This window comes from Pseudomonas sp. 91RF, assembly GCF_003576265.1.
Taxonomy (GTDB): domain Bacteria; phylum Pseudomonadota; class Gammaproteobacteria; order Pseudomonadales; family Pseudomonadaceae; genus Aquipseudomonas; species Aquipseudomonas kribbensis.
Genome location: NZ_QWFC01000014.1, coordinates 1 through 22,991, shown reverse-complemented (window position 1 = coordinate 22,991; position 22,991 = coordinate 1). Strand labels below are relative to the sequence as shown.

At 54.0% G+C, this 22,991-nt stretch carries 18 protein-coding genes, 1 other RNA gene and 1 pseudogene; 17 read left to right on the top strand and 3 right to left on the bottom strand.

Annotated features, from left to right (window positions below):
• The first annotated feature begins 153 nt into the window (after window positions 1–153).
• The 16 genes and pseudogenes from DXT77_RS03455 (at window position 154) to DXT77_RS03385 (ending at window position 15,672) form a co-directional block, all read left to right on the top strand.
• The gene (locus DXT77_RS03455) at window positions 154–978 is read left to right on the top strand and encodes a (Fe-S)-binding protein (RefSeq protein WP_119426644.1); all 825 of its coding nucleotides are present in this window, start codon (window positions 154–156) and stop codon (window positions 976–978) included.
• Window positions 975–2,429 carry a LutB/LldF family L-lactate oxidation iron-sulfur protein gene (locus tag DXT77_RS03450; RefSeq protein ID WP_119426643.1) on the top strand — a complete coding sequence of 485 codons (1,455 nt, stop codon included), beginning with the start codon at window positions 975–977 and terminating at the stop codon, window positions 2,427–2,429. Before DXT77_RS03455 ends, DXT77_RS03450 begins: the two co-directional genes overlap by 4 nt.
• On the top strand, window positions 2,429–3,100 hold the full coding sequence (locus tag DXT77_RS03445; RefSeq protein ID WP_119426642.1) for a lactate utilization protein: 672 nt from the start codon (window positions 2,429–2,431) through the stop codon (window positions 3,098–3,100). The genes DXT77_RS03450 and DXT77_RS03445 overlap by 1 nt, the downstream gene beginning before the upstream one ends.
• The gene (locus DXT77_RS03440) at window positions 3,097–5,919 is read left to right on the top strand and encodes an FAD-binding and (Fe-S)-binding domain-containing protein (RefSeq protein ID WP_119426641.1); all 2,823 of its coding nucleotides are present in this window, start codon (window positions 3,097–3,099) and stop codon (window positions 5,917–5,919) included. Before DXT77_RS03445 ends, DXT77_RS03440 begins: the two co-directional genes overlap by 4 nt.
• A gap of 130 nt (window positions 5,920–6,049) precedes the next feature.
• Entirely contained in the window at window positions 6,050–6,328 is a 279-nt protein-coding gene (locus DXT77_RS03435) for a hypothetical protein (protein WP_085711868.1), read from the top strand.
• A 95-nt stretch (window positions 6,329–6,423) separates the two neighbouring features.
• Window positions 6,424–6,813: a transfer-messenger RNA gene (gene ssrA / locus DXT77_RS03430) on the top strand.
• 167 nt (window positions 6,814–6,980) lie between these two features.
• Window positions 6,981–8,214, top strand: a pseudogene (locus DXT77_RS03425) (tyrosine-type recombinase/integrase).
• 265 nt (window positions 8,215–8,479) lie between these two features.
• Entirely contained in the window at window positions 8,480–9,328 is an 849-nt protein-coding gene (locus DXT77_RS30040) for a hypothetical protein (protein ID WP_236193297.1), read from the top strand.
• Window positions 9,329–9,421: 93 nt separating this feature from the next.
• On the top strand, window positions 9,422–9,703 hold the full coding sequence (locus DXT77_RS03415; protein ID WP_119426640.1) for an AlpA family transcriptional regulator: 282 nt from the start codon (window positions 9,422–9,424) through the stop codon (window positions 9,701–9,703).
• Window positions 9,700–10,308, top strand: a complete 609-nt coding sequence (locus DXT77_RS03410) for a hypothetical protein (RefSeq protein ID WP_064383919.1) — start codon at window positions 9,700–9,702, stop codon at window positions 10,306–10,308. The genes DXT77_RS03415 and DXT77_RS03410 overlap by 4 nt, the downstream gene beginning before the upstream one ends.
• On the top strand, window positions 10,305–10,610 hold the full coding sequence (locus DXT77_RS03405; protein ID WP_119426639.1) for a hypothetical protein: 306 nt from the start codon (window positions 10,305–10,307) through the stop codon (window positions 10,608–10,610). Before DXT77_RS03410 ends, DXT77_RS03405 begins: the two co-directional genes overlap by 4 nt.
• 376 nt (window positions 10,611–10,986) lie before the next feature.
• Entirely contained in the window at window positions 10,987–11,145 is a 159-nt protein-coding gene (locus DXT77_RS29870; RefSeq protein ID WP_170930078.1) for a hypothetical protein, read from the top strand.
• On the top strand, window positions 11,142–11,426 hold the full coding sequence (locus tag DXT77_RS03400; RefSeq protein WP_119426638.1) for a hypothetical protein: 285 nt from the start codon (window positions 11,142–11,144) through the stop codon (window positions 11,424–11,426). Before DXT77_RS29870 ends, DXT77_RS03400 begins: the two co-directional genes overlap by 4 nt.
• On the top strand, window positions 11,423–11,695 hold the full coding sequence (locus DXT77_RS03395) for a DUF3077 domain-containing protein (RefSeq protein WP_119426637.1): 273 nt from the start codon (window positions 11,423–11,425) through the stop codon (window positions 11,693–11,695). The genes DXT77_RS03400 and DXT77_RS03395 overlap by 4 nt, the downstream gene beginning before the upstream one ends.
• Window positions 11,692–14,610, top strand: a complete 2,919-nt coding sequence (locus DXT77_RS03390; protein ID WP_119426636.1) for a DUF927 domain-containing protein — start codon at window positions 11,692–11,694, stop codon at window positions 14,608–14,610. The genes DXT77_RS03395 and DXT77_RS03390 overlap by 4 nt, the downstream gene beginning before the upstream one ends.
• Window positions 14,611–14,829: 219 nt before the next feature.
• Window positions 14,830–15,672: a chromosome segregation protein SMC gene (locus DXT77_RS03385; RefSeq protein ID WP_119426758.1), complete on the top strand. Its 843-nt coding sequence runs from the start codon at window positions 14,830–14,832 to the stop codon at window positions 15,670–15,672.
• A 392-nt stretch (window positions 15,673–16,064) separates the two neighbouring features.
• Here the strand turns inward: DXT77_RS03385 and DXT77_RS03380 are convergent, their stop codons facing one another.
• The 3 genes from DXT77_RS03380 to DXT77_RS03370 are packed head-to-tail and all read right to left on the bottom strand — an operon-like array spanning window position 16,065 to window position 20,965.
• Window positions 16,065–17,249: a response regulator gene (locus DXT77_RS03380; protein ID WP_147406981.1), complete on the bottom strand. Its 1,185-nt coding sequence runs from the start codon at window positions 17,247–17,249 to the stop codon at window positions 16,065–16,067.
• Complete coding sequence (locus tag DXT77_RS03375; protein ID WP_119426634.1) at window positions 17,242–17,691, bottom strand: two-component system response regulator; 450 nt, start codon at window positions 17,689–17,691, stop codon at window positions 17,242–17,244. The genes DXT77_RS03380 and DXT77_RS03375 overlap by 8 nt, the downstream gene beginning before the upstream one ends.
• Window positions 17,666–20,965, bottom strand: coding sequence for a hypothetical protein (locus DXT77_RS03370; RefSeq protein WP_119426633.1), 3,300 nt, complete (start codon window positions 20,963–20,965; stop codon window positions 17,666–17,668). Before DXT77_RS03370 ends, DXT77_RS03375 begins: the two co-directional genes overlap by 26 nt.
• A 799-nt stretch (window positions 20,966–21,764) precedes the next feature.
• On the opposite strand from DXT77_RS03370, the gene DXT77_RS03365 reads away from it, so the two are divergent.
• Window positions 21,765–22,742, top strand: a complete 978-nt coding sequence (locus tag DXT77_RS03365; RefSeq protein WP_119426632.1) for an ATPase — start codon at window positions 21,765–21,767, stop codon at window positions 22,740–22,742.
• Window positions 22,743–22,991: the final 249 nt, after the last annotated feature.

Here is a 22,991-nt window from a genome sequence, read left to right as displayed (position 1 = left end):
AGAAGACTACAAGAAGCATGGAAATAACCGACGCCGGTTCGTGATTCCGGCGTCAGCAATTCACGACCCGGTCTGTAAGGCTGCTGAAAGCAACACGCTCTATATTCGGCAGCCTCACAGACGGATAACCGGGCCCACCCGGAGACACGCCTGATGAGCGAGCTTTTTTACAACGCAGTGCCCAACGCCACTCGCGTCGCACCGCCACTGCCCGAACCCCGGCAATACCCCAACGAGAAACCGTCGCGGGTCTACCTGTTCGGCACCTGCGTGGTCGACCTGTTTTATCCCGAAGCCGGGATGGACGCGATCCACTTGCTGGAACGCGAAGGCATTCGGGTCGACTACCCGCAAGGGCAGAGCTGCTGCGGACAACCGGCCTACACCTCGGGTTACACCGAGCAGGCGCGGACGGTGGCGCGCTCGCAACTGGCGCTGTTTGCCGGGGATTATCCGGTGGTGGTGCCGTCGGGCTCTTGCGCGGGAATGATCCGTGAGCATTACGCCGACTTGTTCAAGGACGAGCCGGAAACGTTGAAACAGGTTCAGGCCCTCGCGGCCCGCACCTATGAACTGGCCGAGTTCCTGCTGTTCGTCTGCAAGGTGCAGCTCAAGGACAGCGGCGAGCCGGTCAAAGTGGCGCTGCACACTTCGTGTTCGGCGCGACGGGAAATGAACACCCATTTGCACGGCCGCGAGTTGTTGGCGCAGTTGAGCAACGTGGAACGGGTCAACCACGATCACGAAAGCGAATGCTGTGGCTTCGGTGGGACATTCAGCGTCCGTATGCCAGACATTTCCGGCGCGATGGTGGCCGACAAGACCCGGGCGTTGAAGGAATCCGGCGCGCATCAGGTACTCAGTGCCGATTGCGGCTGCTTGATGAACATCAACGGCTCGCTGGAAAAACAGCAGGAAGCGCTGCGCGGGCAACATTTGGCGAGCTTCCTGTGGCAACGAACCGGAGGTGCTCGATGAGCACTTCCACGATTATTCCTACGGTTGCCGTAGAAGAAGATTTCCGCACCCGGGCGCACAACGCCCTGGGCGACCAGCAGCTGCGGAACAACTTCCGCACCGCGATGGATTCACTGATGACCAAGCGGGCAGCGGCTTTCAGCGATGCCCACGAAAGAGAACACCTGCGTGAACTGGGCAATGCGATCCGTGCCCGCGCGCTCTCCAAGTTGCCCGACCTGCTCGAGCAACTGGAACAGAACCTGACCCGCAACGGTGTGACAGTGCACTGGGCGGAAACGGTGGACGAGGCCAATGGCATCGTCCTTTCGATCATCCGCGCTCACGAGGCGCGGCAAGTGATCAAGGGCAAATCGATGGTCAGCGAAGAGATGGAGATGAACCATTTCCTCGAGGCTCGGGACATTGAATGTCTGGAGTCCGACATGGGGGAGTACATCGTCCAGCTCGACCACGAGAAGCCTTCTCACATAATCATGCCGGCAATCCACAAGAATGCCGGTCAGGTCGCGTCCTTGTTCCACGACAAACTTGGCGTGGAATACACCAAGGACGTTGACCAACTCATTCAGATCGGTCGCAGGGTCCTGCGGCAGAAATTCTTCGAAGCGGACATCGGCGTCTCCGGTGTCAACTTCGCCGTGGCCGAAACCGGCACCCTGCTGCTGGTGGAAAACGAAGGCAACGGGCGCATGACCACCACGGTCCCACCAGTGCACATCGCCGTCACCGGCATCGAAAAGGTTGTGGAAAACCTGCGCGACGTGGTGCCGTTGCTGTCATTGCTGACCCGCTCGGCGCTGGGCATTCCGATCACCACCTACGTCAACATGATCTCCGGCCCGCGCAAGGAACACGAACTCGACGGCCCGCAGGAAGTGCATCTGGTATTGCTCGACAACGGTCGCAGCCAGGCGTTTGCCGACAGCGAACTGCGCCAGACCTTGAATTGCATCCGCTGCGGCGCCTGCATGAATCATTGCCCGGTTTACACCCGCGTCGGCGGCCACACCTACGGCGAGGTTTACCCCGGTCCGATCGGCAAAATCATTACCCCGCACATGGTCGGCCTGGCGAAAGTCCCGGACCACCCGAGCGCGTCTTCGCTGTGCGGCGCCTGCGGTGAAGTGTGTCCGGTGAAGATTCCGATCCCCGCACTGCTGCGCCGCCTGCGCGAAGAAAACGTCAAAGCCCCCGACAGTCCTCATCAAGTGATGCGCGGCCAAGGCAGCAAGTATTCGCGCAAGGAACGCTTTATCTGGAACGCGTGGGCGAAGCTCAACAGCTCGCCGACTTTGTATCGATTGTTTGCATTTTTCGCCACGCGCCTGCGGGCCCTGACACCGAACAATGTCGGCCCGTGGACGCAAAACCACAGTGCTCCGAAACCCGCCGCCCGCTCACTGCATGACATGGCTCGCGAGCATCTGGCCAAACAAGGAGACCGTTGATGAGCGCCAAGCAAAACATCCTCGGCAAGTTGCGTAAAAGTCTGACGGGCACCACGCCGATTGCCGACAACTTCGATGTCGATCTGGTGACCCAGCCTTACACCTACAGCGCCGAACAACGGATCCCGCAACTGCGCAAACTGATGGAAGCGGTGCACACCGAAATCCATCTGACGTCCGCTGAAGCGTGGCCGGCGCTGCTCGCACAGTTGCTGCGCGACCGTCAGTTGCCGAGCCTGTTGATCGCACCGACTACGCCTCACGGGCAGCGCATCACACAGCACTGGGCGAATAATCCGGATCTGCCGGCGCTGAAATCCTACGACCGATCGATGGAAGAGTGGAAAGCCGAGCTGTTCAACGACACCCCGGCCAGCCTCACCGGCACCCTCGGCGCCATCGCCGCCACCGGCAGCCTGATTCTGTGGCCAACCCGCGAAGAGCCACGACTGATGAGCCTGGTGCCGCCGGTGCATTTCGCCCTGCTCAAGGCCAGCCAGATCCGCGACAACTTCTATCAGGTCCAACAGGAATTCGAGTGGGCCCAAGGCATGCCGACCAACGCGTTGCTGGTGTCCGGCCCGTCGAAAACCGCCGATATCGAACAAGTGCTGGCCTACGGCGCCCACGGTCCGAAAGACCTGGTGGTGTTGATCCTGGAGGACCAATGACCTTACCGGCGACTTTCCTGCGCGACGCGCAGCAACTGATTCCGGCCGAACGGCGTTTCGACGATCCGCTGTCGACCCTGGCCTTCGGCACCGATGCCAGTTTCTACCGGCTGATTCCACAACTGGTGATCCGCGTCGAATCCGAAGATGAAGTGGTGGCGCTGCTGAAACTGGCTCAGCGCGACCAAGTCCCGGTGACCTTCCGCGCCGCCGGCACCAGCCTGTCTGGCCAGGCGATCAGCGATTCGGTGCTGATCGTGCTTGGGGATAACTGGAACGCCCGGGAGATTCGAGGGCAAGGCACGCAGATCCGCCTGCAACCCGGCGTGATCGGTGCCCAGGCCAACGCGTGGCTCGCGCCATTCGGGCGCAAGATCGGTCCGGATCCGGCGTCGATCAACGCCTGCAAGATCGGCGGCATTGTCGCCAACAACGCCAGCGGCATGTGCTGCGGCACCGCGCAAAATACCTACCACACGCTGGCCGGGATTCGTCTTGTTTTGGCCGATGGCACGCGTCTGGACACCGAAGACGCCGCCAGTGTCGCAGCGTTTCGCGCAAGTCACAGTGAGTTGCTGGAGCGCCTTGCGACATTAGGCCGCGAGACCCGCGCCAATGCCGAACTCGCCGCACGAATCCGCCACAAATATCGTCTGAAAAATACCACCGGCCTGTCGCTCAACGCCCTGGTGGATTTCGATGAGCCTGTGGATATCTTGAGTCACTTGCTGGTGGGCTCCGAGGGCACCCTCGGTTTCATCAGCGCAGTGACTTACGACACGGTGATCGACCACCCGAACAAGGCCTCGGCGCTGATCGTGTTCCCCGACGTGGAAACCTGCTGCAACGCCGTCACCGTGCTGAAAAGCCAACCGGTGTCCGCCGTGGAACTGCTCGACCGCCGCAGCTTGCGCTCGGTGCAGGACAAACCCGGCATGCCGGATTTCGTACAGCAGCTGTCGAACAATGCCTGCGCGCTGCTGATCGAATCCCGCGCCGCCTCTTCCACTTTGCTGCAAGAGCAACTGGCGCAGATCATGGCGTCGCTCAAAGGCTTCCCGGTGGAAAAACAGGTCGACTTCACCGAAGACCCGGTCGAGAACGCCCGCCTCTGGGCGATCCGCAAGGACACCTTCCCCGCCGTCGGCGCCGTGCGCAAGACCGGCACCACGGTGATCATCGAAGATGTCACCTTCCCGGTGGAACAACTGGCGATCGGCGTGAACCGTCTGATCGAGCTGTTCGACAAACATCACTACGACGAAGCGATCCTTTTCGGACACGCGCTGGAAGGCAATCTGCACTTCGTCTTCACCCAAGGCTTCAACAGCCCGGAAGAAGTCGCACGCTATCAGGCGTTCATGGACGACGTGGCGCAACTGGTGGCCGTGGAGTTCGGCGGTTCGCTGAAGGCCGAACACGGCACCGGGCGCAACATGGCACCCTTCGTCGAACTGGAATGGGGCAGCGACGCCTATCAATTGATGTGGCAGCTCAAGCGACTGCTCGACCCCAACGGCATTCTCAACCCGGACGTGGTACTCAGCGAAGACCCGCAGATTCACCTCAAGCACCTGAAGCCGCTGCCAGCGGCCGACGAGATTGTGGACAAGTGCATCGAGTGCGGTTTCTGCGAGCCGGTTTGTCCATCGAAGGGACTGACCCTGAGTCCACGGCAGCGCATTGTGATCTGGCGCGACATTCAGGCGCGAAAACGAGCCGGAATCGACACCACCGAACTGGAAAAAGCCTACGAGTACCAAGGCATCGAAACCTGCGCCGCGACCGGTTTGTGTGCCCAGCGTTGCCCTGTGGGCATCAACACCGGTGAGCTGGTGAAAAAGCTTCGCAGCCGTCACGCCACGCATCAGAAAACCGCCAACTGGATCGAAGGAAATTTCGCCACCACCCTGCAAGGAGCGCGCTTCACCCTGCACGTGGCCAACGGTGCGCGGATGCTGTTGGGAGCGCCGCGTCTGGCGAAACTTTCGGCGACGCTGACGCGCCTGTCCAAAGGCCAGGTGCCGCTGTGGACCAACGCCATGCCACAACCGGAAACAGCCATTCGCCTCAGTCCGACCGTCTCGGACGAACGTCCGCGCGTGGTGTATCTGCCGGCCTGCGTATCGCGGGTGATGGGACCGGCAGCCGGCGACAAGGAGCAAATGTCGCTGTACGACAAAACCCGTGGCCTGCTGGAGAAGGCCGGTTATCAGGTGGTGTTCCCGAACAATCTGGACAACCTCTGCTGTGGCCAGCCGTTCGCCTCCAAAGGCTACGCCGAACAGGCTGAACACAAGCGTCAGGAACTGATCGGCGCCTTGCTGCACGCCAGCCGTGGCGGGCTCGATCCGATCTATTGCGACACCAGCCCCTGCACCTTGCGACTGGTGCAGGATGTGGGAAATGTTCGCCTGGATCTGTATGACCCTGTGCGTTTTATCCGTACGCATCTGATCGATCGGCTGGAGTTCACCCCGCAGGAAGCACCGATTGCTGTTCATGTGACTTGCAGCACGCAGCACCTGGGGGAAAGCCAGGCGCTGATCGACCTGGCCCGCAAGTGCAGCAAAACCGTGGTCATTCCCGAGGGCATTCATTGCTGCGGCTTTGCCGGCGACAAGGGCTTCACCACACCGGAGCTGAACAGCCACTCCCTGCGCACCCTCAAGGATGCGGTGCAGCATTGCAGTGAAGGGATTTCCACCAGCCGCACCTGTGAGATCGGTCTGACGCAACACGGCGGAATCGACTACCACGGACTGGTCTATCTGGTGGATCGAGTAACCCGGGCCAAACCCCGTGAAACCGCCACCTGAAGAAAAATAGAACCCCTGCGAACGACCGCAGTCCACAGAACAGGCCCCGAACAATCGGGGCTTTTCCTCCATTCGGTTGCCCGTCCTGACGGCCAGCGAAGTCGGGATCCCTCAGTTCAAGGAGATTCATATGAAACGTTCTGTACTGTTAGGTCTGTTCGTTACTGCCTCGATGATGGCTTCCACGTCCTTTGCTGCAGACAAGCCTGCCGACCTGTGCGACGCCAACATCCAGACCATCAACAATGCCAAGGGGCAGCTGTCATCGTCGCCTGAACTGAGCCAGCGTGCTGAAACCAGCGTGCAAAAGGCTCAGGCGCTCAAGGCCCAGGGCAAGATCGATGACTGTGTTGCGGAAACCTCGCAAACCATTCTGGAACTGCGCAAATCCACCGGCACCAACAATTGATCCAGGCCCGGCCAACCTTCGGGTTGGCCTAGCGGGCCGTTTGGCGTACACTGCGCGTGCTTGTTGCTCGAACAGATGTACCGGGCAATGAGTTCGGGGCCGTTCAGGATTCGACGCCGGTTGCGAAACTCTAGGTGCATGCCGACTTGGTAACAGAAGTCGTAAATCCACTGTTGCAACTTCTTATAGTTGCCAATGACGACCAATACGGTGCTGCTCTCGCTGCTTAATTGCAGCTGACATGCACTCCTGGTGCCTTCGGGCCCAGCAATCATCAGGGGATGTCTGTAAACCCGAAATGATTGTCATATAGAACAGAATCGCCGTGCAGTACGTTGTGGACGAAGCGGCTAAAACTTACACAACTCGCCCAAAGCACCCTGCCCGTCGGGTCGCTGAGGGTTAACTTAATAGACACGGCTACGCATGTAGTACCGACAGCGGAGTACTGGCGGACGGGGGTTCAAATCCCCCCGGCTCCACCAAATAGAAATCTAGACCTGTCTCAAACAGTCTACGAAAAACCCCAAGAAGCCCGCCCCGTGCGGGCTTTCTTGTTTCTGGCTGTCCCTCTCTGTCTACCCCTATCCCAGCATGCGCTGTATCCTCCTGTGTACCACGGATGTAAATTGAAACTGATGGGTACAAGGAAATGAAGCGCACTGAAATTAAACGTCGTCCTCTAGCAGACACGGTTATAGCCACTCTGGAACCCGATTCAAAGGAGTACCGAGAGCACGATGGAAACAACGTGTATCTCCGTGTTCGGCCCGATGGCAAAAAGTCATGGCAGCTTAGATACAAGAAAGCGGACGGTAAGTGGTCATGGATAGGGCTAGGCAGTTACCCGGCTGTCACTGGATCTGCTGCGCGACAGAAAGCGACCGAACTGCGGGCTAGTACAGCTGAGGGGAGCAACCCCTTGGCCACGATGCGAGCCCAAAAAGCTGCGGAGTTGGAAAGCGCCAGTAATACCTTCGAGAAACTAGCTCGGGAGTGGTACGCGTCCAAGCGAAAAGGCTGGACCAACGGAACCGCCGTTCGAACCATCGGCGCTAGAGCTTCACGTCTTCCCGGTTTTCGGAACCCGTCCCTATCGGGAGATTCTGCCGATGGAATGGATGGACTTCCTTCGGGCTATGGAACGTAAAGGAATCATTGAGCAGACCAGCCGCGTTCGGGGAATGTGTCGTGAGATCTACGACCTTGCCAGGGTGACTGGCCGGGCAACCCACAACCCGCTAGAAGGCCTGCATAAATTTCTGCAGACGAAACCGGCAGAAAACTACGCTCATGTATCCCAAGAAGAACTGCCTCCACTGCTCCGAGCAATCCGTGCTTATCCCAGTGCTGTGGATATCCGTATTGGCCTGCACTTGCTTTCCATGTTGGCTTGTCGCCCCTCAGAAATTCGCGAGGCTCGATGGTCAGAGTTCGATTTGAAGAAAGCGGTGTGGACAATCCCGGCGGAGCGGATGAAACGTCGCCGAGAGCACCTCGTTCCACTTCCTCACCAGGCGGTAATTCTGCTGAAAGAACTGCATATTTTAACCGGCAGCTATCAGTTACTTTTCCCTGGCCGTAGCGATACAACCAAAGCGCGCTCCAATACCGTCTTCCTGATGGCGTTACGTCGACTCGGTTATGAAGGTCGACAAACCGGCCATGGATTCCGACACATTGCCAGCACGATACTGAACGAGCATGGTTTTGATGAAAACCACATTGAGGCCCAACTTTCACACGTGAAGGATGGAGTTGCCGGTGTTTACAACAAAGCTATCTACCTCAAGCAACGTACAACGATGATGCAGTGGTACGCGGATTACTTGGATCAGTTGGCTGCCGGAAATGTCGTTCACGGGCATTTCGATGAGGTGGTATGAGCAGGCATGCCCGTACCCCCTTCAAAGTCCATGTTACCGGTGTTACTCGTGTAACGACCTTGGCCAAACTCCCGGATTCATTGGCTTTCCAGCCCGTTACACTCATGAACGACTTTCCGTACACCTCGTGTGACGCCGCCCAAGGGTGTAACGCCAGAGCTATTCCTCACTCGCTGCAGGCAGACCTAGGGTTAGGCGTGTGCCGCTGGAGAAGATTGCACGACACAGGGCGCGGGATTGAGCCAAATGCTTTGGGGCAACACCAATGCTCATGAATGCGAGCGCGATCGGTGACAGCATTCAATGGCCAAACTCAACGGCCGGTTTGATTGAATACCTATCAGCCCAGCCGCTGTATCCCCTCTGCCGTGAACAGATCCTGAATGCCTGTCAGTTGATTGATCGATGCCATCTACGCCTTCACCAAGCCGGCATCGACGACACCCTCACTTCCATGTGTATCAAGGTGACGCAGCACGAGGAAACGATTTCAGAAAACGCCATGTCAGCCCCTCCCGAATATCTGGCGCGCGCTGTTCGCCAATATGGTCGATGCGATCTCATCACAGACGATCAGGCATACGCGGTGTACATCATGGCCTGCGCGGTCAAAGCCTTGGAGGTTTTGAATGATTGGATGCGTGATGTCGAGCGCTGCGCCCTACCCAAGGGAATATCTATGTCAGACCTGTCGCGGGACGTTTATTGCGAGTACATAGAAAGTCAGGTTAACGAAGCTGACCGCATTGATGCGCTGGAACTGTACGTTATTTATTTAGAACCGATCACCGTTCTGCCTGCGTTACGTCGCGATGAATTGAGACCGTTAACACTCAGCGCAATCAGAGAAGCGACCCGGCGAAAGGCCGGCATCATCAGCGGCAAAGACCGAGTCGACGAGGTGAGCGAACGCGATGTGGCACTTGTCGAAAAAGCTCGCGCTCTAAAGCTGGAAGGCATGTCACGGCGCTATGTGACCACCGAAGTACACCGCTGGTTTAAACAACAAGTCGCCAAGCCGTACAAGCAACGACCTGCCTGGATTTCCCAGGAAACGGACAAGGCACTCTCCCGCAAACGCGTGGAAGCGATCCTTAAGCAACACAGGGTGTAGTTCACCTGAATTTCAAATGGAACTTAACTCCTTTGAAAATTTAATCGCCTAGATCATTGCTCTCGTTGTCCAAATCAATCGAGAGCAATACCTATGAACACCTCTGTCACCGACCCTTCCCGCAAGACGCCCACCAATTCTCCCTCCCTTTTTGATGCCGCTTCGACTTTGATCAGAATGCGAGAGGTGGAAGGCATCGTAGGGATGAAGCGTTCGACCATCTACAAACTGATGCAGCGCACTGACTGCGGTTTTCCGCAGCCCGTCAAACTGAGCAACAGTAACGCACGCGGCGCCCCGGTCGCCTGGGTTCTTTCCGAGGTTCAAGCGTGGGCACGTAGCCGCATCGAGGCGCGTGATCAGGTGGCCGCATGAAGCGCAACTACAGCCCATTCAATGGGCCATTTCATGACACCTACGCCATCGGATTTCGTCTCTACGCTCCCGGATCGATCAACTGGCGGCATCGCACCATCGCGGGTGTGAGCTGGAACGGCAATGACCAGGAAGCGTTCTTTTTCAATCCCGACGGCCTCGCTCTACCCCTGACAGCCAACCCGTGGGAACTGCCAGAGCTGATTCGCCGTAACGCGGTGCGCAGAGAGTTCGCCAGTGTTCATGGCACCGGACACTTCGCCATGAAAATTGGCCGCCTCGCTTCGCTGAAATCTCTCGGCATGACCGACTGGGTCACCTATTGGCTGGTGGACCAGTCGGGCGGATACGCGAACGATCCAGCAGTGTGGCAACGCATCACCGAACAAGATCTTGCGGTTGAAAAAACGGCGAGCGAGCGCGCTCATCACGACAGGCGCTTGACCTCGGATCTAGCCAGCTACGTGGATGAGTGTGTTGCGCAACGCCGTGAGCATATGGCTGAACAGCACCGTCGTCGCTGCGTAGAGGACAGCAAGATTTTGGCATGGCTGAAAGGCGAAACACCGCCACCTCTGTTCGCCAGCGTGCAGGAGGCAGCATGAGCCAAGAGATCGCGAACAACTCCTTGATGCACCCCTTTTCCGTCTCGCGTCGGGTCGGCTTTTCGCCCTGCGTCATGCAGCGTCTTGAACGCTACCGCAGCCAACAGGACAGGGAAGGTCGAGTGGTTAGTGTGCTCAGTTGGGCCGACGGCACCTGGTGCGCCCTCTCCCTCCACTGCGAAAAGACTGGGGCCGTTGTCGTCGACGAAGGCCAGCAGGTCGACGCCTACGAAGACGCCCGCTCCATGCTCAGCGGCGGATTTCTACCCCGTCTCTCCCTGCGCTGGGAAGCCCACGCCTGAAACGAAAACGCCTCCGGGGGCGATCCGGAGGCGTTGAGGTCAATCTACATGCACGAACAATTTATGCCGCACCTGAAAAATCCGCAAGCCATCAGCGCAGTTGCACTTTCGAAAAACGGACGTTACTCTCTGGCCGTCGCTGCAAAATCAGCGACCGGGTTTGGCGACCCGAGTTTAAGAAGGCGCACAGGCGCCCCCATCTCGATTGCAGGCGCTTTTTTTGTGCCCGCATTCCTGCTTTATGGCGGCTGTGCGTGGGAGACCTTCGGGTCTGCCGGGTTCCTTCTTACCCGGTTCGCCAACCTGCGCACAGCTGCCACCCCAATTCGTTTGGCGACGAATCGTGGCAGTTCCCACTTAAGAAGGAGCTCCACCCATGCACGCCCTCAATCCGTCCAAAATTCGCGCCGCTGCACACCGTGCAATGGCTCTCGCCGCTTTACACGCCAATTCCAGCCTCGCTACACGCCTCTCCCGCTACAACGCTCACATGGCCAAAGCCCGCGCACTCGAAACCGCAGGCGGTGCCCAATGAACAACTCACTGAGTTTTGCCCTGCCCGAAAATCTGCTTTGCGTGAATCCGACCGCAGAGGCAGGCATTCCTATCGACGCCATCACCTGCGCTATCGACCGCGCTGACTCGGTGCTGACGTTGCTTGAGGATCACTTCGAAAACGAATCCTCGCGCCTTGCCAATCACGTCATTGCTGCCGTCCTCTGGGACGTGCGCGGCACCCTCGGTTTGATCAAAACGCTGGCCATGCACGGTGACAACACTTCGGCCCCTGCGGTGCAAAAAGGCGGTGTGCTATGAGCATTCCCACCACACCGGGCCACGCTACCTTTTCTCGCGCTAATGCCACCGACCTGAAGCTATTTCGGGTGAATGCCGGAATACCCGTCGAAGACGCGCTAGAGATGGTGTCGTTGCTGCAACATCACGCGAACCAGCTCAACTTCGACGCGGCCATGAGTGACCACGGCGAGCGTTTCAGTTGGCCCGCCCTGTACCTGGGCGAGATGGCGAAAGCGCTGATCGACGACATCAACGACGCGCTGTTTCTGCCGAGGGCTGACACATGAGCCAACGCCCGAACAGCACCGCGAAACGTCCAAGCTTTGCTGACGTGAAAGCCGCCGCACTGAAAGACATTGATCGTGTCCTGTCGCATTGGCTGCCCAACGGCAAGCGTGTGGACGGCGGCAAGGAATACACAGCCCCGAATCCTACCCGCAGCGACAAGCGCGCCGGTTCGCTCAAGGTCAATTTGAGCAAGGGCACCTGGGCCGACTTCGCCACCGGCGACAAAGGCGGCGACCTGATTGATCTGGTGCGCTATCTGGACGGCGGCACCGACGTCGAAGCGTGCAACAAGTTGGCAGATTGGCTAAACGTTGCGCCCGGCGCCGCAAAGATCACGGTCGCCTCGACTAAGCCCAAGGCGCCGACATGGAACGCCATCCAGCCGATCCCGACCGAGGCCATGAACAAGTGCCCGGCCAAGCACCGTGATCACGGCGTACCGTCGAAGGTGTGGATCTATCGCGATGCACAGGGTCAGCCACTCATGGCGCTGTATCGCTTCGACCTCGGCCCGGATGAGGACGGCAAGCCGAAGAAGGTCTTTGCGCCCCTGACGTGGTGTCAGCGCACCGATAGCCAAACCCAGCAATGGCGCTGGCAAGGTCTGCCGGATCCGCGCCCGCTGCTGCGCCTTGATGAACTGGCCCAGCGCGCTGACGCACCGGTGATTCTGTGCGAAGGCGAGAAAGCGGCCGATGCCGCCGCCGAGCTGTTGCCGACCTACGTGGCCACCTGCTGGCCGAACGGCTCCAACTCCTGGCACAAAGCTGACCTGACGCCGCTCAAGGGGCGCGACGTTTTGTTGTGGCCGGACAACGATGACAGCGGTAAAGCCTGCATGGCCACCGTTGCCGAGAAGCTGCGCGACATCGGCGCCGCCTCGGTCCGGGTCATTGCGCTAGAGGTGTTCAAACGCAAGCCGACGCTGAAGAACGACCGCGCCGCGTTCGCTAAAGGTGGTCAATGGGATGATGGCGACGATGCCGCCGATGCGCTCGCAAAAGGCTGGACCGTCGGCCACTTCACCGCGCTGGAAAGCGGCGGCGAGCTGTTCGGTGTGATCGAAGAAAAACCTATGGTTGCCCCGGTAGAACCCAAGCCGGAACCAGAGCCGGAAGCGAAACCCAAAGCAGCAGCCAAGCGCCCGGCAAAATCGAAAAACGACCTGATGCCGGGAGGCTTTCGCCTGACGCCCGAGGGTGTGTTTTACGCAGGCGACGACGGTGAAGCACGCCCGGTGTGTTCGCCACTGGCAATCCTTGCGCGCACCCGTGACGAGAAGGGCCACAACTGGGGTTTGCTGGTTGAGTTCGACGACCCAGACGGCACCAAGAAACGCTGGAACATCCCGGCACGCACCATGACCGGCGACTTCGGTAAGGACGTGCTAGGCCCACTGGTGGACATGGGGTTGCGTCTAGCCGGCAGTCGTTCGGGACGCAATGCACGCAACGATTTGCAGAGTTACCTGGGCGGCTTCGACAGCGCTCAACGTGCGCGACTGGTCACCCGTTTGGGCTGGCATGACAACGCCTTTCTGTTGCCCGAGCAGCAGGTTGGCATGCACCCGGAACACCTGCATTTCTACGAGGCCGGCGCGCAGCTTCCGCCGATCAGCGAAGCGGGCACGCTCGAACAATGGCAACAGCAGATCGGCGCGCTGTGCATCGGCAACCATCGCTTGGCGTTTGTCGTCGGCGTCGCCTTCGCCGGTCCCCTGTTGCACATGCTGGGCCACGAATCGGGCGGCTTTCACCTGTACGGCGATAGCTCCGGCGGCAAGACCACGCACCTGCAGGTTGCCGCCTCGATCTACGGCGGGCCGCGTCTGGTGCGATCATGGCGCTCGACCGACAACGCGCTGGAGTCGATCGCTGCCGCGCATTCCGACGGTCTTCTGGTGCTCGATGAAATCGGCATGTGTGATGCCCGCATCATCGGCGAGACGGTGTACATGCTCGGCAATGGCACCGGTAAGGCCCGCGCCAATGATCGAGGTCAAGCAGGCCGGCAGGTGCAGGAATGGCGCCTGCTGTTTCTCTCCACCGGCGAGAAGACCTTGGCCCAGCACATGGCCGAAGCCAACAAGGAACTGAAAGCCGGCATGGAGGTGCGCATGCTCGCCGTCCCGGCCGATGCCAGCAAAGGCCTTGGTATGTTCGACACGCTCAACGGTTTCGAAGACGCCGCCGCCCTATCCGACGCACTTAAGGCGCGCGTAGCGAACTACTACGGCACCCCGCTTACCGCGTTCCTGACTGCGCTGTGCGAACCCGGCAAGCGCCACGGCTGGGCGGCAATCCTGCGCCGCACGCTGGAAGGCTTTATTGCCCAAGCGCTCCCCGCCTCTGCCAGTGGACAGGCATATCGTGCTGCGGCGCGCTTCGGCCTTGCAGCGGCCGCTGGTGAGCTGGCCACCGCGATGGGCATCACGGGCTGGCCGGACGGCACGGCTACCACCGCCGCTCGGGTGTGCTTGAACGCTTGGCTCCATGAGCGCGGTGGCGCCGGTAACTTCGAGGGCGATGCGATCTTGGCGCGGCTGCGCCAGGTCATCGAGCGCTTCGGCGAAAGCCGCTTCACCCGGTGGGAATCGGCGGCAGCGAAGATCGACGAACACGGCCCGCGCACCATCGACCGCCTCGGCTTTCGCAAGACGCTGGAACATGGCATGGGCGACACCATGCACACCACCAACACCTATTACGTGCTGCCCGAAGCATGGCGCTCCGAGATCTTCCGGGGCATGAACATCAACGCCGTGAACAAGGAGCTGTTGCAGCGCGGCGTGCTGGAGCCGGCCAGCGATGGCAAGGCATCGAGTTTGGTCCGCCTGCCCGGCCTTGGGCCCCAACGCTGCTACATCGTGAAGAGGATTCCGGGAACGGATGAGAGCGAGGCTCGGGCTGCCTGAAGACACGTCCGCTGATCGAGGTAGCGCCGGCTTATTCCCGGCCTCGCCAGCCGCTCATTCAACCCAAATCCAATTTTTGAAGGAACAAGACAGATGAACGAATTCCAAGCTTCTACCGAACAACATGAACTGCTGGCCGGCCGCGAAAACAACGGGCTAGCTCTGCCGGTTTCGGACAGCACTGCCGCGACCGGTCATTGCGACAAGAAGCAACGGTTGATCGATGAAATCAACCAATTGACCGCCCAACGCGATAAGTACCTGAGCGACGCTGAACAGCACCACACCAAGATGGCGCCGTTAGAGGCGCTATTGGAAGGCGACGAAGTCATCGAGGAGGAACGGCTGACCGAAATCCGCAAGGAGCACAGCAGCCTGAAAGTTCCTTACGACGCCAGTAAGCACCGTGCCTGGCTGCTCGATGCGAAGATCACTCGCCGCGAGAAACTGCTCAATCATGAAACCCTGATGGCGGGTTACACCGAGTCGATGGCGAACTGGAAAGCCGACGAGCAAGAACTCAACGAAAAACGCGACAGCCTCAGCAGCCGTCTGGCACAGATCCAGCAGCAAGCGGAGGACGACATGACCAAGGCCCGGCAAGCCGAAACCGATGCCGCCACCGCCTACGCGCAGGCCGTGGCCTGGGGCGATACCGAGGGCGAAAAGAACGCCAATGCCGACGCGCAGAAGGCCGCGAAAAACCTCGCTACGGCGACCGAACACAATCGGCGCCAACACCTGATCATCACTGCACTGGAACAGGAGCTGGCCATCGTCGACCAGCACATTGCCGAAGCGCAAAGGGAATACAGTTCGATCCAAAAAACAGCGATGTTCCTTGCCCGCACAGTGCTGGAAGAACAGTGGAACGAACAAGCACAAGCGCTGATGGAGTTGGGCGGCAAGCTATGGAAAGTTCAAGGCATGCTAGGGGGCGAACATCTCAGCCTGATGAGGCTGGTACTTCCACAAGAAGGCGAAGACTTCCACAGCTGGAGCTGGCGCGAGCTGTTGGATCGATCCGGCCAATACAATGAAAAAGACTTACTTACAATGTAAATAACGTCTTAAATTCGAACCTGCATACAAGAGTAGTCAATTTAATTCGCAGCAATGGATTCCAACATGAACCCTACTCCATATAGCGCCATATGCTTAACCGATGATTTGAAAGCGAGAATAGCCCACTTATCCGCCTTACTGAAAATAATTGACAGCAACGGGAGCAAAAAAACAAAAATAGAGAGACTCTCTATCAGCACGATAAAAACCATGATCGACGCATTGGATACTCAGCTAAAAAAAAGAAGCTAACTATTCGAAAACATCAAGGTTCTCGCCTCGCTCAGAAAGCTTAAATTGTCTTTCGAGCTGTGGCGAGAACACACCAAAAATTCAACGCCTAGCACAGCCAGTCATCAAGGATACTATTGAAACATAACAGCAGCCACCTAACCAACTACTAGGCCAACGAAAAATTTAACCAAAAAATAAAAGCCAAAGCCGTACAAAATTGGTTTCAAAACAGTTAAAAACTTTATGCCAATATCAACAACATCCTCTGTTAAATATGGCTCTCTATCGTCATGCGAGATCGGCTTTTCGCCCGTAGCCATTAAAGGAAGCCAAAATCGCTGGTAAAAATTTGGAGTCCCTTTATCGTCAAAATAATGGGAGTGACCACCTTTATGCCATCTATTCATAAAACTTGAGGTATGCTCTCGCGTGAAGCCAACCCTTCCCGCATCTCCTAACCCAAGTAAAAAACATCGAGCCAACACTAAAATCCCATCCCTTGTACCGCATTCGTTAATAGTTATTTCGGATCGCTGAATTATATGCTCAATATCATGACTGTGCTTCAACGGACTTCCACACAAAATCACCGAACAAATTTTTACTTCAGAACCACACAGCTCAAGAGCTTTCGACAAAATATATGTCCCATAGCTATGGGCAACAATGTAAATATCTTTATCTGCACTACTATCAAGAACCGATGCGATCCTCCTCGCTATAGAGATGGCCTTCCTATTACGGAGATAGGGGAGAGAAAAGGAGAAGATGTCGAAGAAACCATACTTAAAATCGACACTATTAAAATCTCGAGAATATTTATTTAGATTCTCTTTTAGCTCTTGCTGCCACTTACCATATGTTCGAATTCCGTGCACGGTAATAAGAAGCTTATCCGTTTCCTTCTGGATTACTTTAAGTTGACTATCAAGAAGGCTTTTGATAGACCCCATAATACTGTATTTCCAATCGCTAGAATACAGCGACCCGTCCAATACGACTGTCACACTCCTCAAAAACTCAGCTTTATAATTATCTAACTCCTCAACATTTGCTGTCAGACCAATTATCAGTGTAGGCCGAATAAATTTCTTTTTTGCTCCGCATATATCATTAAGTAACGCCATACTGTTTGTTGGATGAGGTGTAGAGTCAACCTTCTTAGGCAATACCACGTCCAATATCAACAAATCAAATTTTGCAGAAAGTTCCAAGCGCGCTTCATCAGCTGATTCACACACAACCAAATTTACGAATGGAGAAAGCCCAGCTTTCGAAATTTCTCCAACAACCACTTCGACACGCGTCCGATTATCATCCACAATAAGAACATTAATCATTGCTTAGACCCAAGATTGCCGCGCTGAGATAATCATTCCAAGTGGAATTAGCGGAGTCAAAAAAAATAGTTCCTCGATATGCGTCCCCCATTAAAGCCATCAGATCATTTATTTGACCTAGATTAAGCTTATCGGTTTCCACGCTAAAGTCTGCAAACCCAGTTAATATAACAAAAGGAACCAAGCGGTTTTGTCGCCTTAACTTTGCTACAATTTCCTTACCTGCTAGGACTTTAAACCTTCCGCCCATGTCGCTTTCAGTACGGTCAAATGTTGGCATACTCATATCGAGTACCAGAAAATCGAAATTCTCAGATAATGCCAACGTTAACCCACTATTGTACGAGGCAGCCTCCACAACATCTATTTCACCTAGAGTCCGAAGAAAATCCACAACCTTCTCTCGCTTAAAAAAATTATCTTCCACTAATAAAATTTTCATTAATTAAACTCATAGTGGCAAAAAATTGATTGGCCTGTATCCGAATATCAAACCTGAACCCAGGAGAGGCATGCGACAAGAGGTTGTTAATTTTGTATAACCCACTCCCCCCTTCCTCTCGGCTTAATTTTGAACTAGCGTCACTCCACTTCACCTTCTGCCGGGCGATAAAATCTGACGAATCCAATATTGCTCTTTCATCGAACACATTGACAACTTCTACAATCTCCCCGTAGTCGACTCGCCTATGCAAAACACTTATCGCACCACCATCCCTGTATTTATTAGAGTTCTCAAGAGCGGTAAACAACGATATGAAAAGCGCTCTAGACTCTCTAAAATTTAGAACAAGCTCGCTATCACATGACGAACTGTTAATAATCAAACCATTATGACCATAAATTGAAATAAATGAAGCGACTGCTGCCTCCAAAACAACGCTTAGAGCTTGATAGCTTTCATCCCCATGAGAGCCAACGAATCGAAACCAATTCAAAACAGTTTCTATCTCTTTATTAAAATTAGTTCGAGCCGTTTTGATTTCACTGGTTAGACGATCAAGCTTAGTACCGCGGCGCGCAGCCACTAACCCCTGTTCCAGCAGATCAATTTGCTCAATGACTTTAAGCTTAAGCTCATCATTTATTAATGACTGTGCAGTTTTTGCGTGCTCCCCACAAAGCGTCCACATGTAGTCAAGAAGGTCGCGAAAGAAAACCTCAAAACTGGAGCTATCTTTAACTATTCTCGAAATCTCTACGACATTCTCATAATAAGAAGAAAAATCAAAAATATATAGTTCGGGGTTACCATCCACCCCAACCCTAAATTGATTACTCACCCTTTTCAATATATCGTCTACAGATCTCGAGAACTCCTTCAGCAGTACATCAACTTCATCCATCACAACAGCAGCAACGTACTCATACTCTTGCATCCAATACTTATTGGATAAATACTCGCCATTCTCACTAGTAGTCATCAAATTAGAAATCTCGAAACTAGATCTTAACTGCGCGACAAAAACTATATGACGTATTTCTGCGCTAAGATATTTATCTAGTCCAAAGTTCTCATTTAAAGCAAAATCCTGAGCGGCCTGAGCATAAATCTCTAAAAGTATATCCGTCTTTCTGTTGGTCGATATAGCTAAAGAAACCCCTTCAATTTTGTCAACACTAAAGAAATCCCCTGAAATACCTTTTTCGGATACAGACTCCATATTCTCAAGCAAAATATCGTCTATTAGTTTTGCCTTCTCATACATGGCGACGTAAGCGTGTTTCCGCTGGGCCTCCAGAGCCTGAATATCCACATATAACTTACCAGTCTCGATTTTCGTCCGAAGCTTGTCAGAAAACAAATTTTCAATAACTTTATGCTTTTCAATATTCAGCGACTCTAACTCATGATCACGACTATTAATAAGCAAATTAATTATCGTAACTCTCTCATGTATAACTGACATATTGCTTTTATACTGTATTATGCTATCCAACTGAGATGGAACACATATATTTTCTAGAAAGTAACTCTCTCTCTCCGACAATGTTTTCCCTGCGAAAATCTCAGATGGCTTATGCGTACCATTGAATGCCAACCAATCCTCAAACAACTCCGTCTTCTCTTCATCATATGCAGAGTTTATTTCACGCTTGTAAATATCAAGAGCTATCAAACATGATATAAAGGTATCATTATCCTCTTTTACCATAGCAGCTGCTTCTTTACATATTCTATTAACCGGCAGATGAATAAAAGCGTGCTTGTTTTTAGAGTATTCTCTAATCAGAAAATTTATAGCATTCAGCCACTCGGCGTTTTTAACATACAATGCAGACTGAACCTTTAAGTAATCTGCAGGGATAGGAAACACAGTCCTTACTAGTTCTAGCTTAGTAGGCGCGACTACTCCATAGCGGATAGCGCGTTGTAAAGGCATCGATTTTGAAATTGGATCATTGCTAACTACAGTCTTGAAGTCCGCGCAATTTGCCTTCGGAGTATTGAACGCGCCTAAGCACTTCGTATGTTTTCTGCTGAGCTCAACTACTTCTTTATCTTCAATTTCGGAAAGTATACTAACCAAATGAAACATTAACGAACGCGCCCATAATTCATTTCTGAATTTTACGCAGATCCTTTGTAGATAATTAATTTGCTCAGGGCAACTTTCATCCAGCGTGAGAATATTTGCCAAGCTATTAGCAATTTTCGAAAAGAAACTAACTTCAGAAGTATTGGCGCAGTAAATTTTAGCCTTGGCGTAAATTTCTATTAACCCGTACACCTCATTAGAGCCGGACTCGACGGCCGCATCAATCGACCTAATTACCTCTTCGTAGTCTCCAGCTGTGTACTTTTCTACCATGGACTTTATAAATTCGCCTGGCTCAGCTATTTCAAACAGACTTAAAAGCTCAATATCACCAACATCCTTTGCCAGGGATTTTATTCTTCTTACAAGCGCTGGTGATATTTCAGTACCTGAGGCAACAAGCTCAATCAAAGTAGTCTTTAAGAGCATATACTGATCAATCAAACTTTCATTACGATATAAAATCAGGCCCTCGAAATCAACCACCCTCTTTTGATCCCAATAGATAGGAAGAAGCATACATGAAAGAATGGCTCCATGCGCTATTGCCTCCCGATTACCAGAACTCCGCCGCTCATCAAGCTGACGGATTATGATTGAAGTAAAATGCTTCACCAAGCTGCTTTCAGACATCAGCAGCAGATATCTAGCTTTATGTAACGCTTGGCCAGGAGCAATTATTTTCTCAATGGCAGATACTGCTTCCCTGGTATCTTGCGACAATAATTCTTTTTGAATATGAATTCTATTTTCGAACGCCCACCAATTTGCAGATTTATTTTCGAGCTGGTCGAGAATGGCTAGCGAGCCTTTCTCATCACCTCGCAGAGTCGCGGCGTTGAACTCACTTCGACGCAAATTAAACTCTGCTATTACCTCTTTCTTTCCTTGAAGAAGGCCTAACAACCAGTAAATATAGTTTTCAGGACCTATATATCCTGCCACCGACCGATTATGGTAGTAGGTATCGATCGTAAAAAGCCGACAAAGATCGCTTGGCAACATAGAATGCTTTGCAAGCGCAACAATTGAATCCGTTTTATCCTTACTATCAAACTCCTTTAACTTTTTAAGAACCCGTTCGGTCGGATCGTCTTTAGCTCCTGCTTTTATAAAAAGTCTCGGACCGAAGCTATCACTATTTACGTTAGCTGCCTTTCTTTTTGAAGCAGACATCTGGCGTTCCCTGCAGAATTCTCATTTAAATATTCGGTGAATAGACCAATAACAATTCACCGACCTAATCCGTAGTCACTGCTACCTTTCGCACCCGCGGCCAAAGCTACCTTTAGGGGCGATTCTTTAAGCTTGCTACCTGCGCCGGGGTGTTGCTGAGCCCACTGCTGGCACAGATACGCGGCGACCGCATCAAATTTGCGTTGTAACACTAATTTGAAAAGTAACATCAGTCAAAGCTCTCATCCGCCCACTCGGTGTTACGTAAAAAATCATATAAATCAATCATTTAAAAGTCTTGTAACATGCGTAACCCTAGTAACACCCGCCATGCCCCACCTCCCCTTCTTGCAGTTACCACCAGCGGAAGACCTAATGGCTATTTCTGGAGGACAGCTGGCGGTCCCAAGAGTATTCAGAATCAATCGCAATAGGGATCAAACGACGGAAAATTTTGGGCTGATTTTCTGAAGTAGCTAAAATTGCCTAGAGAGGTGGCAGTCTCCGTAAAATGTTCACATCTGAACACAAATAGGGGGGCCATCACATAATTCACAACGATGGTCAATTTCTTCAAGGCTCTTTCAATTTCAACATTGAAATTTCAGTAAGCTGAGTTAACTGCTGCTAACAGAATGCTGCGGGTTTCCGACCCCGTATGCTCTGTAATTCCTCAGGGTCCCCCGCTCGATTTCAGTCCCCCGACCGCTCTAGCACTTCGGCTCTCCCTACGTTAGCCTCGAATAGCAGGCCAAGGAGTGTTGACCCAACGAAGAGCTGTTCAAGGAATGTCAGTCGGATGAAAACAAACAAACGCATCACACGTGCTTACTGTGTCGAGCTTGAAAAGGAGTTGTCTATTGCCGCCGCTCGGCGTGAATACCTCTCTCTAAAACCGCCACGTGCACGCTTCACATTCCTCTGCACCAATGAGGAGTGCAGAAGGCTCGACGCCAAGATCACCGGCGTCAACTACGATTTGAATCCCCAAGAAACTACGATATTGCAGGCTGCGCATTTCCGTGCCAATCCGAAGGATGAACACTGTCCAACCTGTGAGTGGATTGAACACGGTTCAAGCGGCGATCTGGACAGAAGCCGTCCAGGTGAAACAGAGGAAGAAGCAAAAGTTCGGCAAGCCAAACGCAAGCTCGATGACTACATCGATATCTTTGATCCAAACCTGAAGGAAAAGAAACCCGGGGGCGACCGTCCGGGTAAGGGAGGTGATGAGATAGACGGAGATGGTCAGGGGAGAGGGGCTCGTAGGACTAGCAGTGAATCGAACGACAAGCCTCGAGGTCCCACGAAAACCACCGATCTAGAGCGATTGGTGGAAAGTTACAGAAACGCCAAGACCTTACCGTGGGAAGAGTTCAACCTCCTGACATTGCAGGTTTCAGGATATGGAGTGATCCCTCTCCGCTCGTACTTCCGCCATATTGAAGCAGCAACGATGGGTGAAAACGGCTGCGTCTTGTTCGGTGGGGGCACAGTGAAGCGCTACGGCGAAGGATTCAGCTTCAACTTCATTGATCGGCTGGCGGAAAAACGTGTGTCCCTTTACGTCCCTCCGGATCAAATGAAGGCTTATCGCTTCCGCCGGTACCTGAAAGAGCTGGTCATCCAGGCAGAGGAATTGAGATATGTCACGCTTTACACGCTCGGACATCTCGAGGAAAACCCTAAGGGCAAAGGCATCGACCTGAAGGTGGAAGATCTAAGGCAGATAGCCTTCGTTCTCGGTCCTCCGAAGACCAAAACTGAAACGTCTTAATCGAAACCGCTCAGGATTTGTATCCCAATTTGTATCCCAAAAAATTTCACCCCTGAAAATACTCAATGTTTACAACGGATTTTCCAGCGGGTTCAAATTACCCCGGCCCACCAACTGTCAACGACGAGGCCCGCCAAGTGCGGGCCTTGTCGCATCTGGGGATTAAGATCCGGAGAGCGAGCTTCAATTTTACTCCGTTTGCATCCTAGGAATTTTCCCTCAACCCGCGTCGACTTCCATGAACTAGCC